The organism is Vibrio sp. 10N.239.312.D08 (assembly GCF_041466145.1).
Classification (GTDB): Bacteria; Pseudomonadota; Gammaproteobacteria; order Enterobacterales; family Vibrionaceae; genus Vibrio; species Vibrio crassostreae_C.
On the sequence record NZ_JBFSSD010000007.1, the window covers coordinates 39,947 to 52,950 of the forward strand.

Below are 13,004 nucleotides of genomic sequence, written 5' to 3' on the forward strand. Positions count from 1 at the left end.
CTTGATGAACAGCGTCGACTAAAGATTTTCTAGCGAACTATTATGCTTTTTACTCGCAACTCTCTTGGGCTTCTTCACCGTTTTGATTGCCAGCTCAGGGCTCCATGTTTGGGCTGGTGAACCGGCTTCACCATAAAGGCTTTGGTTTAGCTTGGTGAGTTCGGCTTCAACGGTTTGTAACGTCTCATCACTTAGATCTGTATTTTCAGATTTCCATTGCTCAAATAAGGTTCTGGTCATCACGCCATCTTTCGTTCTTAGAGCTTCAATAAGCGCTTCTGCGGTATCTGATTGACGTTCAACAGTGTGTGTTGGTGTTGTCGTTACGCCGCGGCGTGACCAGAAGTAGAATGCCAATGCTGAGCTGATTAGCCACAAAGCTGCAAATAGGGCGGTGAGATAAGGCCAGATCCCAGGGCTATCTACAGTAACAACCGTCGGGCTTACTTGTTGGGCGGGCGTAGCAGTTACTGGTGGAGTGCTTGACGTTGCGCGATCACTTGCTTTTACCGCTAACTCTAGCCCCTGCGCTTTGCTTGTTTGTTCTGATTGCAAATCGGTGTTAAACCAAGCTTGAGACACATCAGGAAGCGAGATGTTTCCTGCCTCTTTCGGAATCAAGACTTGCTTGTAAACAACGACAGAATCACCTGACTGAGTTGTGCCAAATTGCGGCTTCTCTTCATAAACACGTACCGAATTAGGGTAGGTGATATTCAGTTTTGGCAGCTGGTGTTGCGTTAAGTTGCTAGCCGTCATCGTGATGGTACGAGTTAACGAATCACCCGCTTCCATTTCAATGGTTTGGTTGTCGCCTTCTAAACCATTACTATTTCCCAGTTGATTGCCTTGGCTATCTGACCATTGTTGAATCAGTTTGAAGTTTGATGTTGGTAACCACTCACCTTGGTAGCCTTTTGGTACGTCCTTCACAGTTACATCTAAGATTTCAACGGGCGTGTCGAGCTGGAACAGACGCGTTGTACTGGAGTTGTTGGTTGAGTAAACAACGGCTCCATTCAGCTTCGGTCCATTCAGCTTAAACTGTCCGGCCTTTTGTGAAGAGATACGGAAAGACTGTTGAACTACCGTCACCTCTTGTCCATTGAGAACATCTTGAAATTGCTTCGATTCACCAATAGGTTCCACATCTAAGCCCTGCGAGCTCGGTGGCGCTATTTTAGGATCTTGCAGCCTTCTTGGGTCAGCTTTGATGATGAGTTTTACATCAAGCTCAGCCACTTCTTCTGGGTACAGCGAGTTCTTGCTGAGATTAAGCTGGAACTCTGCCATATCATGTTGAGTTGGAGCGGCTTTGTTAATTGCAACATTGATGGTGATAGGCTTGGTTTTTGCCCCTTCAATATCAAAACTCGGGATTTGCAACTTACCCAAACGCAGTGGAGCAAGGCTAATGTTCCATTCACTTGATACCGAACGGCTGCCATTGACGATTCGCATCGACGACCCAAAGTTTGGTGTGCCAACATAGAAATCCTGCTGGAGCGCTGTTAGATCTAGAGCATCAGAGGAGACCTTTTCATCGGTTGCAACTCTAAGAAGGAACACTTCATCTTTGGTGACACTGTTATGTGAAACGCTCGCCACGGCGTTTGCAGCCAATGCTGAGCAGGACGAGAAAGCTCCCAACAACAATGTTAGGAGTACGGATAAAAATGGCTTGTTTAGAAATCGCATGGTTACCACTTTTTGTTCTGGTTGTTAGGAGCACTTTTTTGTCGTGCTTGTAAAATCATTTGCGCTTTAAGCAGTTGGCTCGGGTCACGGGCGCTTTCTACTTGCTCAAGTTTTCGCATGTCAGGGTCGCTCGACAGAGGTTGATCTGAGGTTTGTGCTACAGCTTGCTGACTACTTTGCTCACCATCTTCTTTTGAAGCTTGTTGTGCGCTAGCACTTTGAGGTGTAGCGCCTTCTTGGTCACTCTGTTTCGGCTGATCACTGTTACTTTGTTGCGTGGCTTGCTTGTCGTCTTGTTTAGACTTTTCAGAGTCAGAGTGATTTTCAGGTTGGCCTTGAGCTGAGTTTTGATCTTGGCGACCACGTTGATCTTGGTTACTGCTTTGATCTTGTGACTTGCCATTGTCAGCGGAGCTTTGTTGTTGATCCTGAGAGCTTTGCGAAGAATCATTTTGCTGACCTTGCTGACCTTGCTGACCTTGCTGACCTTGCTGACCTTGCTGATTTTGGTCTTTCTGGTCTTTGGAGTCAGAATCGCCTTGCTGTTGCTGTTGCTGTTGCTGTTGCTGTTGCTGTTGCTGTTGCTGTTGCTTCTGGGCTTGTTCGACGACCTCTAAGTTCTTCTTGGCATAAGCATGCTCAGGGTTGATTTCGAGAATACGTTGATACTCTTCTATTGCTTGATCGTACTTACCTTGTTGGGCTTGGGCGTTAGCAAGGTTGTAGCGAGCATCTTCACCAGAAAGGTCTTGCAGCGTCTGCTCTGCGGCTTCGAAATCACCGGCTTTGTATTGAGCAATGCCTTTCCACTCTTGTTGGGTGAACTGTTCAGCAGCTTGTTGGAAGTCCTCGTCCTGATACAGCTGATAGCCTACTTGATCATCGGTTTTCCACGGGTTCGCAAACGCAGTATTTGGTTGGCTAAAAGAGATAACTCCAGCTAAGGCACACCAAATAACGCCTTTTCTGAAAAGCCCAAGTGCAGGTAGCAATAGGAATGGCAGTAGCCAAAAGCCATTGTTGACTCTGGTGTTGAGTGAGTTATTGGTTTTGGTTACTTCTGTCGTAGTTGCAATGCGGTCGAGGTAGTTTGCGATGTGTTCGATATCTGAATTATCAAACTGAACTTCAGCAAAGGTACCACCATAGCTGCGTGTCAGATCGCGCATGTCCTTTAAGTTGGTTCTTGCTACTACCGTCTGTCCAGAGTCGCTTTGCAGCATCGACCCCGTAGGTAACGAGATTGGCGCACCGTTTTCACTCCCTACAGCTAGAATCGACAATGTCCAATCGTTGCCAGAGAGTAGGGAGTCGATCTGCTTCTTCTCTTGGTCATCGATGTCATCAGCAATCAATACCAAATCACCTTGGTAGATCTTCGCGCGAGTCATCATATCAATCGCAAGCTTAACGGCTGATGCGGCATCACCACCTTGATAAGGCATGATATCTGGCGATAGGTTAGGCACTAGGTTTTTGATGGTGTTGATGTCTGACGTTAGCGGGCTAATGGTGTAAGCATCCCCAGCATACGCCACCATGCCTGTTAGCCCTTCCCTCCATAATGAAAGCAGATCAAGAGCCTTGTATCGCGCTTGAGTTAAGCGATTCGGCTTAATATCGGTGGCATACATTGACATCGACATGTCCATGATCACAACTCGTGCCTGCGTTTTTTCAAAGCTTGGTTGTTCGTTTTTCTCGAAGCTTGGCCCAGCTAACGCAATAACGCCGACCAGCCACCAAATACCGAAGTAAGTACTGCGATTTTTCGATGGCTTGCTTGATTCTGGCGCCAAGTAACGGGCGATGTGTGACGCGAGTAATCCTTGTTTGGACTGTGTCTTGCTCAGCCACCAAATAGCGGGCAGCACGGCAAGCGCCAAGAACCAATATGGGTAGATAAAAGTAAAGTTAGACATTGTTTCTCCTAATGGCTAACAGCATAAATGCGAAGAACATTGCCGCCGACAGTGGCCATACAAACCACTCTTGTTGCGGTCGCCAGATCTTAGTGGCGTTCGTCACGGGCTCTAACTGGTTAATGGTGTCGTAAATCGTCGCTAACTCTTTGCTGTCACGCGCTCGGAAGTACTGACCGCCGGTGCGTTTGGCAATTTCTATTAGTGTACGTTCATCCAAGTCTTGAGCAGTATTGACTTTGCGCGTCATGAAGAACTCTTTGACCATCATCTCGCCTGCACCGACGCCCACGGTGTAAATCGTTGCGTCGTATTTCTTTGCAATATCCGCCGCTTCTAATGGGTCTAATACCCCGGCGGTATTACTGCCGTCGCTGAGTAGAATCATTACACGTTGGGGCGCATCGCTATCGACAAAGGTTTTGGTGGCAAGACCAATACCATCACCAATCGCGGTTTGAGTACCAATCAGTTTTAACACCGCTTGATTGAGCTGTTGTGAAAGCGTATCTCTATCTAGCGTAAGCGGGGTCTGCAAGTAGGCGTGATCAGCAAATAACACCAGTCCAACTCGGTCGCCTTTTCGTCGCTCAATAAAGTCACTCAATACGCGTTTCACCGCCGACAAGCGGTCGATGTATTCGCCATTGAACTGCATGTCTTCTTGGCTCATCGAATAGGAGAGGTCGACAACTAACATTAAATCACGATGCTTCGGCTGAAACTCCACCGGTTCGCCATACCATACAGGGCGTGCGCTCGCCGTAACCAGCAGAAGCCAGATAATCACGGACAACGCCTTTGGTAAGCGACTGCTCGGTGTTTTGGTATTGCTGTCTTCTGGCAGAAATGGAAGCCTTAGGGCATTGCTCGATTCTGACTTTGGTGAGAACAAGTAAACGAGCAACGGCAGTGGCGCGATGAAGAACATCCACCACCAAACGAACTCGATGTTTAGCAAGTCCCTGCTTAGAAACATAGTGCTTAGAAAATCACTCATAACGACCTCGCTTTGGAGGAAGTGCTTTGCGAAGCCAAGTTTCGCAATCATTAACCAATTGCTGTTGAGCCTTTTTCTGTTCGTCGTTCATTAGGGCTACATCTTGATAGAGCGCTTGTTGCCACTGGGATTGTTTTGCTACAAATAACGGCTTCGCCAATTGCGCATCTAAGAACTTCAACCAATCATCACCAGACAAACCTGCAATTTTTTCACGAGGGAAATAGCTCAGTGCTGCTTGACGAACGATGTCTTGAGCTTTGCTCGGAGACAAGCCATCTTGGGACTGACTATTACTAAAGTAAGACAGCGCTTCTTGTTTCGCCTGTTGATTGTTTTTTCTACGTTTTAGAATGAAAAACACCAAGGCAATCAGGAAAATGGCTGTGATAATGACTGCCCACCAACCCCACGCCAAAGGCCACCAAGTCGGGGCGTCTGGCGCAATCACCGGACTTAAATCTAAGGGCTGTTTCATGACTGAGCTCCTGATATCTGGCTCATGAGTGACTGCGCACTCGACAGCGAGCTATAAGGTATCGCGAGAGATAACCCCATCTGTTGCAGCTGCTGTTTCTTAAGCGAAAAAGCATGGTTAAGCTTTTGCTTTTCTTTATTAGAAGAGAAATTAAACCATTGAGTTTTGCTGCCATCGGTGACCTGTTTAGAGCCTTTATAGGTGGTTTCACCTTGCTCTAGCGGGTCGTAGAAATGCACAAGACGTACTCTGTTGTGTCGGCGAATTTGACTGATAAGTGAGTAGTCACTTTCTTGGTAACGCACAAAGTCACTGAGCATAATAATATCGCTTCCTTTAGGGCAAAGCTGGTGAAGAGATTTCAGTCCATGCTCTAAGGTCGTGTCATTATGATTGTCGTGATTAGTCAGTGCCGTATTATTGATTTCTATGACTTTTTGCAAAATACGCAGTGGAGCATGGTTGCTTGCACTTGGCTTAATCTCAATGACCTCTTTGCCAGTATCGATCACCGCGCTAATTCGATCTTTTTGAGCCACAGTAAGCCAGCACAGTTGGCTAGCAAAGTGTGCAAGTTGAACCGATTTCAGCAACAAGGTTGAGCCGAAAATCATACTGCTTGATAGATCCAAGAATAAAATGACAGGCTGTTCTCGTTCTTCAGAGAAAAGTTTGGTATGCGCTTTGCCCGTTCTGGCTGTTACACGCCAATCAATGCTGCGAATGTCATCTCCCGCTTGATATTGACGAACTTCAGAGAAATTCATCCCGCGACCTTTACGGTTGCTCTCGTGTTGGCCGTTAAGCTGTGACCAAAGGCTCTTGGCGGGAGGCAACCAGCGAACAGACTGCGCTTTGTATTGCAGCAGCTCATCCAGATTTAACGTGACGCCGTCACTATGGTTGGGTAGTTGATTATTCATGCGCGTATCCCTATGCGCTGCCAACCAATGAAATAAGGTGTGCGATCACTTGGTTTGCGGTGACACCTTCAGCTTGTGCGTGGTAGCTGCGCAGTAGACGGTGGCGTAACACAGGGAATGCCATCGCTTGAACGTCTTGTGGCGTGACGTAATCTCGTCCTGCAAGCCAAGCGTGAGCGCGGGCACAACGGTCTAACGCAATGGTTGCACGAGGGCTGACACCCATGTCTAACCATTGATCAAGTTGGTCACTGTATTGCTTAGGTTGGCGAGTCGCCATAACCAGTCTGATGATGTACTGCTCAATGGTGTCTGCCATGTGAATGTTGAGCACTTCTTGGCGCGCTTCAAAGATCGTTTGCTGAGATATCTGTTGTGGCTGAGCTGATTCGTTACCTTGAGCCTCACCACGGTTGAGTCGTAAGATCTCAAGCTCGCTTTCCATATCTGGGTATTCAACCTCTAGGTGAAGCAAGAATCGGTCTAACTGAGCTTCCGGTAGCGGGTAAGTCCCTTCTTGTTCAATTGGGTTCTGTGTTGCCATTACCAAGAACAACTCAGGCAGCGCATAGGTTTTTCGACCGGCAGTTACTTGTTTCTCTGCCATTGCTTCCAGCATTGCCGCTTGAACTTTCGCCGGAGCTCGGTTGATCTCATCCGCTAGAATCAATGAGTTGAAAATCGGGCCTGATTGGAAGGTGAACTCCCCAGTCTCAGAACGGAAGATGTCGGTACCCGTCAAATCAGCAGGTAACAGATCGGGAGTGAATTGAATGCGGTGGAAGTGACCCTCAACACAATCAGCCAATGATTTTACTGCGCGAGTTTTTGCTAAGCCGGGAGGTCCTTCAACGAGGATATGACCATCCGCTAAAAGGGCGATCATCAGTTGCTTAACGAGCTCTTTTTGACCAATGATTTGAGACTCTAGATAGTTTTGAAGGACTTCGAAATTTGTTTTGTGCATTTTGGACTCTCTGGGTATCCATTTGATTTTTATTTTGAGTATTGGTCACTGATTTCGAGGAAAAAGTTCCAGTACATTTGCGTAATTTATTTTTTCAAAATTGGAAATATTTACAAGTGGTTAGCTAAAAAAATCGTTAGGTTGTGATTATTACTATATCAATTGGTTTTTATATACAAAAGCTCGGCGGTGGGGAGTGGTTTGAGTTCGGTTGGGTCTCAGGGGGTGAGAACTAAAATTGACTCTCGACAATGCGGTATTTGCTTAGTTAATTCATGATCAAGGTGAATATTTCTAATTGTTACATCATATTTGCAGTTTTTTGAGAAGAAAGTCTCTAGTTTTATTGGTTGTGGCCGATACATCACTCAGATTGTGCATTGCTTGTTGGAGTGCACTAAAAAAGTCCTGTTCAGGGTATACCAATAACGAGCGATTCTTTTTAAAGGTCCAAATATGTTTAAAACTAACTCTCTGAGTATCAAGCAAAAAGTTGTACTTGGAATTACCTTTGCGGTTCTTGCATCGACAGTGATTGTCGGCGCAATGGCACAACAACAAGCAAGAGATGTATTAAGTCATCGATTGATCGATATTGAACTTCCAGGAATGCTAGAGCGAATCAATGGTGAAATTGACCGAGAAGTCTCTCAGCTATTACTAGCGGCGGAGCAAATTGCTTCAAATGAATTTATTTCTGATGCTATCGAATCGACCGATCGCGATCCGGCACTAGAAAATAAACTGGTTAAACAGCTGAACAATGTTCGTAACCAGTATCAGTTGAACGATGCATCAGTGGCGAACCGTCAAACGGCTTACTACTGGAACCAAAATGGTTTCCTGCGTCAGTTAAATCAACAGCAAGATGGTTGGTTCTTTGGCTTTACGCAATCTGGACAGCCGACCATGGTGAGCATGTTCCAAGAAGCCAATGGCGAAGTGAAGATGTTTGCTAACTATCAACAACCTTCTGGTTTGGCGATGTCTGGTCTATCAAAGTCGATGGATGACATGGTTAACCTGCTGAACGGCTTTAAGATTGAAAATACCGGCTTCGTATTCTTAACCGATAGCCAAGGTGATGTTCAAATTCACCGTGAGCGTTCTCGCAGTGACTCTTCACTTCAACAACTTTACGGTCCTAAAGCAAGCCAACTACTGAACAAGTCGGGTTTTAACCTGATTACTACAGAAAGCCAAGGCCAAGAGCTGTTCGTGGCGAGCTTGTATGTGTCTTCAATGGACTGGTTCGTTATTGGTGTGGTACCAACCGGTGAAGTGTTTGCTGAGCTTGATGCGACTGCGCAGAAGATGCTGATCATGACTGCGGTTGTGGCGTTAGTCTTTATCCTAATGGGCGTAGTTCTGGCGAACAGCATTACTCAACCGATCAAGCTTTTGGCTAAGCGTTTCGGCGACTTAGGTGAAGGCGACGGTGACCTTGCACAGCGTATCGAAGTGAAAGGCAACGATGAAATTGCACAGCTTTCAAAAGGCTTCAACGGATTCATTGAAAAGATTCACGAGTCGATGAAAGAGGTGTGTTCGACAAGCCAAGCGCTTCAAGTGGCGGCAGAGAGTGTTTCTAACAAAGCCCACATCACCCACGACAACAGCCAAGAACAGCGCGACCAAACGCTTCAAGTGGTGGCTGCCATTAACCAAATGGGTATGACCATCAGCGAGATTGCATCGAACGCGGCAACCGCAGCAGAAACGGCAACTCAAGCTTCAGGCAATACGGAAGTAGGCCGCTCTGTGGTGAACAAAGCAAAAGACGCGATCAGTCGTTTGGCGCAAGATATTGAAAGCACAGGTCAGGTAGTAGAGCAACTGGCTTCTACAACTCAAGACATCGGCTCTATTCTGGGTGTTATCCGTGATATTTCAGAGCAAACTAACTTACTTGCACTGAACGCTGCGATTGAAGCCGCACGTGCCGGTGAACAAGGTCGCGGTTTTGCTGTCGTAGCAGATGAAGTACGTAACCTAGCAAGCCGTACTGCAGATTCAACGGAAGAGATTCAGAAGATGATCAACCAACTGCAAAGCGATGCTAAAGATGCGGTAACGGCAATGAGTGCGGGTAAGGTGATTACCCTTGAAGGTGTATCGGCTTCGGATGAAGCGGTAGACGTGCTGAGTGGCATTTCAGACCGTATCGTTGATATCACAGACCGTAACACTCAAGTGGCAACGGCAACGGAAGAGCAATCAACCGTAGTTCACACCATTAACCAGAACATTGAAGAGATTAACGCAATCAACGAAGTGACAACGAGCACGGCTGAGCAACTTGCTGAAGCGAGCCAAGAGCTTCGTGATCTATCGTCTCGTCTAGATAAGATGGTTGGTTCATTTAAGCTTTAATTCTTTCAAGCTGTAACATGACTTAGAAAGGGATATAGACGAAGAGCTGGGGTCATTTCATCGTGAATCCGGCTCTTTTTATTAGTGCGCTAATTTGCCTCTAACTGCCTTTAGCTTGATCTGGTTTCGGGCTTTGCTTTTAATCACCCTAGCATCATAGGGCGTAAATGAGTAAAATCTGGTTAGGTTTAATATTTAGGTAAGTATCATGAGCGATTTTGAAAAAGAACTAGAGCAGATGACTCAAGAGATGGGCGATGAGCCTGAGGTGAAACTGCCATCACTTGAAGAGCAAAAAGCAATTGTTGCTGAGTTCAAGCGACTAGAAGCGGAAGGCAAACTGACACCTGAAGTGTTAGAGAAGCATTTTGGCCAGTTCAACAAACAGAATGATACGCCAATTCACTAAGTTGATTTAGACAGGTTTCATGTCTGAAAGAAGTGATATTAGCGGTTGAGCTGATAGCCTAACTAACAGATAAAGGTCTAGCGATTGCTAGGCCTTTTTTATTGCCGCTAACGAAAGACCGAGTAGCTGACTCATGAACTATTCAATGTAAGTGATACCGTCTCCAGCACATAAAAAAATCCCCCTTACTGAGTAAGAGGGATTCGATATGGGCAGTTATATCCTAAAAGGCTAAGCGATTAGTCTGTGCCGTATTCTTTGTACAAACGACGACATGCGCGGCCATCGCTGTGGAACAGGTGACAACGGTGCGCTGGAATACCAATCGCCAACTTGTCACCTGATTCGATTTTCAACGTGTCTGGCTGGCGATAGATAACATCAGCGTCGGCACTTTCAAGGTTTAGGTAAACCTGAGTTTCGTTACCTAGTTTCTCTACCATCATCACGTCAGCTTCAATCGTCGCGTCACCTGATTCAGCAGACATCAAGTGTTCAGGACGAATACCCAGAGACATACGGTCACCAGCATTGACAGTCGTACCATCAACTGGGATCCAGAAAGTCATACCGTTAGAAAGTTGAACTTGTACGCGTTCTGCTTCCGCTTGTTCAATGTGTACCGACATGAAGTTCATCTTCGGTGAACCAATAAAGCCAGCAACGAAACGGTTTTGAGGGTAGTGGTAAAGGTCAAGCGGCTTACCGACTTGAGATACATAACCACCATCAAGAACAACGATCTTATCCGCCATTGTCATCGCTTCCACTTGGTCGTGGGTAACGTAGATCATGGTACAACCCAGTTGACGCTGTAGCTTGGTGATTTGTGAACGCATTTGAACACGTAGTGCTGCATCTAGGTTTGATAGAGGCTCATCAAGTAGGAATACGTTTGGTTGAGAAACCAGAGTACGACCAATAGCAACACGTTGACGTTGACCACCAGAAAGCGCTTTAGGTTGACGCTCAAGAAGGTGACCAAGCTGAAGAATTTCTGCAGCATGTTCAACACGCTTGTCGATCTCAGCTTTATTTGCGTTTGCTAGCTTAAGACCGAAAGACATGTTGTCGTATAGGTTAAGGTGAGGGTAAAGCGCGTACGATTGGAATACCATACCTACGCCACGCTTTGACGGTTCAACGTCATTCATGCGTTGGTCGCCAATGTACAAATCACCAGACGTAATGTCTTCTAGACCTGCGATACAACGTAATAGCGTCGATTTACCACAACCTGATGGTCCAACGAATACTACGAATTCACCTTCGTTGATGTCTAAGGTTACGTCCTTAGAAATCTGTACATCACCATATGATTTATAAACGTTTTTTAACGTGACACTCGCCATCTAGCTTGTCCTCGATCGATCAAATTTTAAGTTTTACTGCTTATCATTATAAGAAATTTTTGGGTCAGCAGTAACTGTAGGAATTGGTAAGTATTGAATGAGTAAGAAAAAAGTGGGTGAGACTTGGCTTCTTTAACCAAGCCCACCCGTCATAGCCAAACTGATGCCCATTTCCCCCACATCCAGCTAAACCTCCCCCGTGATTCAATCACAGATTTAGCTCGATGCTAATATAAGACACCAGCGGGCAGTGAAGCCAACTAAATGAATAATGCGTCAACGCATAACACTTGCCGGTAAAGGGTTCTTACTATCCACTCTTGGATGAATGCAGTTTCGGTGAAATGGCGTAAGGGTACATCCTCCCAATCGAAAATTAATTAGGGGGAGTAGGAGGGGAGGAGTAGATATACGGGGTTATTAATAATTGGCGATCCAGTTCAAATAAATCCACCACGTAACGGTGATGTTGATCACGATGAGTATACGTTTTGTGATTGCAGTCTCTAATCTGACCGGATGGCGATCACGAATTTAAGCCATAATAGCTAGGGCGTAGTGGCTAGGATGATGAGCTAGGGTCTGTTTTCTCAGATCATAACCTCCGAAAACTGGCTCGTCTTGGTAGATGTGCCCTACGTATAAATATAAAAAGGATATTCACATGAAAAACGCTCTAAGCGCTGTAGCTCTAGGTACAATAGTTGCTCTGGGTTCTTTTGGTGCAAATGCTGCTATCGAAGAAGGACAACTAACAATCTGGGTAGGTGGTGACAAAGCTTATGAAGGCATGGCTGAAGTAGGTAAACGCTTCGAAGAAGATACTGGTGTTAAAGTAACCGTCGCTTTCCCTGACAAGCTAGAAGAGAAATTCCCTCAAGTAGCAGCAGCTGGCGATGGCCCAGACATGATCTTCTACGCACATGACCGTTTTGGCGGCTATGCAGAAGCGGGACTTCTTGTTGATATCAAACCTTCTAAAGAAACTAAAGAAGGTATCGTAGACTTCGCATGGGACGCTGTTTCATACGAAGGTAAAACAATCGCATACCCTGTTGCTGTTGAGTCAGTTTCGCTAATTTATAACAAAGCGCTTGTTCCTAACCCACCTAAGTCTTGGGAAGAAATCCCAGCACTTGATGCTGAACTTAAAAAAGACGGCAAGAAAGCGATCATGTGGCCTCTACGTGGCGGCGCTTACTTCACATGGCCTCTACTTGCAGCTGACGGCGGTTACGCATTCAAACAGACTGCAGAAGGTTACGACATTAAAGATGCGGGCGTAGCGACTGACGGTGTTCAGAAGTCTCTAGGTTTCATCGAGAAGATGGTACAAGACAAAGTTATATCTGCAGACATGGATTACTCAGTAGCTGAGTCTGAATTCGTTGCAGGTAACGTTGCAATGACAATCAACGGCCCTTGGGGTTGGGAAAACATCAAGAAAGCTGGCGTAGATTACGGCGTAACAACACTACCTAAGTTCAACGGTAAAGCGTCTAAACCTTTCGTTGGTGTATGGGCAGGTGGTATCAGCACTGCGTCTCCAAACCGCGACCTAGCTGTTGAGTTCATGGAAAACTACCTACTAACAGATGAAGGTATGAAGAGCCTGAACGACGACAAGCCACTAGGCGCTGTTGCTCTTAACTCTTTCCAACGTCAACTAGACAGCGATACTCGTATTGCAGCAACAATGGACAACGCGATGAACGGTGAAATCATGCCTAACATCCCTCAGTTCACAACATTCTGGTACAGCATGGAAGAAGCGATCGGCAACGTAGTTGACGGCCGTCAATCAGTAGACCAAGCACTAAAAGCTGCTGAAGGTCGTATGGTTAAGTAACACCCAGGCACTACCTTTTAAGGAGAGGGTAAC

At 46.1% G+C, this 13,004-nt stretch carries 10 protein-coding genes; 3 read left to right on the forward strand and 7 right to left on the reverse strand.

Annotated elements, in window-relative coordinates; genetic code table 11:
• Positions 1-18 precede the first annotated feature (18 nt).
• From AB6D58_RS05590 to AB6D58_RS05615, 6 genes are read right to left on the reverse strand one after another with little or no spacing between them, the layout of a single operon-like run.
• The gene (locus tag AB6D58_RS05590) at positions 19-1,698 is read right to left on the reverse strand and encodes a BatD family protein (protein WP_372156671.1); all 1,680 of its coding nucleotides are present in this window, start codon (positions 1,696-1,698) and stop codon (positions 19-21) included.
• A 2-nt stretch (positions 1,699-1,700) separates the two neighbouring features.
• Positions 1,701-3,620, reverse strand: coding sequence for a VWA domain-containing protein (locus AB6D58_RS05595; RefSeq protein WP_372156673.1), 1,920 nt, complete (start codon positions 3,618-3,620; stop codon positions 1,701-1,703).
• The gene (locus AB6D58_RS05600; protein WP_017065686.1) at positions 3,613-4,620 is read right to left on the reverse strand and encodes a VWA domain-containing protein; all 1,008 of its coding nucleotides are present in this window, start codon (positions 4,618-4,620) and stop codon (positions 3,613-3,615) included. The genes AB6D58_RS05595 and AB6D58_RS05600 overlap by 8 nt, the downstream gene beginning before the upstream one ends.
• Entirely contained in the window at positions 4,613-5,098 is a 486-nt protein-coding gene (locus AB6D58_RS05605) for a DUF4381 domain-containing protein (protein WP_017065687.1), read from the reverse strand. The genes AB6D58_RS05600 and AB6D58_RS05605 overlap by 8 nt, the downstream gene beginning before the upstream one ends.
• Complete coding sequence (locus AB6D58_RS05610; protein WP_372156675.1) at positions 5,095-6,021, reverse strand: DUF58 domain-containing protein; 927 nt, start codon at positions 6,019-6,021, stop codon at positions 5,095-5,097. Before AB6D58_RS05610 ends, AB6D58_RS05605 begins: the two co-directional genes overlap by 4 nt.
• 10 nt (positions 6,022-6,031) lie before the next feature.
• Positions 6,032-6,988: an AAA family ATPase gene (locus AB6D58_RS05615; protein WP_372156677.1), complete on the reverse strand. Its 957-nt coding sequence runs from the start codon at positions 6,986-6,988 to the stop codon at positions 6,032-6,034.
• A gap of 456 nt (positions 6,989-7,444) precedes the next feature.
• Between AB6D58_RS05615 and AB6D58_RS05620 the strand changes: the two genes are divergently transcribed.
• Together AB6D58_RS05620 and AB6D58_RS05625 are read left to right on the forward strand one after the other, a co-directional pair.
• Positions 7,445-9,361, forward strand: coding sequence for a methyl-accepting chemotaxis protein (locus AB6D58_RS05620; RefSeq protein ID WP_372156679.1), 1,917 nt, complete (start codon positions 7,445-7,447; stop codon positions 9,359-9,361).
• Positions 9,362-9,569: 208 nt separating this feature from the next.
• Positions 9,570-9,770: a hypothetical protein gene (locus AB6D58_RS05625; protein ID WP_010431457.1), complete on the forward strand. Its 201-nt coding sequence runs from the start codon at positions 9,570-9,572 to the stop codon at positions 9,768-9,770.
• 239 nt (positions 9,771-10,009) lie between these two features.
• Here the strand turns inward: AB6D58_RS05625 and malK are convergent, their stop codons facing one another.
• Complete coding sequence (gene malK / locus AB6D58_RS05630) at positions 10,010-11,122, reverse strand: maltose/maltodextrin ABC transporter ATP-binding protein MalK (RefSeq protein WP_081229370.1); 1,113 nt, start codon at positions 11,120-11,122, stop codon at positions 10,010-10,012.
• A gap of 664 nt (positions 11,123-11,786) precedes the next feature.
• On the opposite strand from malK, the gene malE reads away from it, so the two are divergent.
• On the forward strand, positions 11,787-12,971 hold the full coding sequence (gene malE / locus AB6D58_RS05635) for a maltose/maltodextrin ABC transporter substrate-binding protein MalE (protein WP_017060048.1): 1,185 nt from the start codon (positions 11,787-11,789) through the stop codon (positions 12,969-12,971).
• The last annotated feature ends 33 nt before the right edge of the window (positions 12,972-13,004 follow it).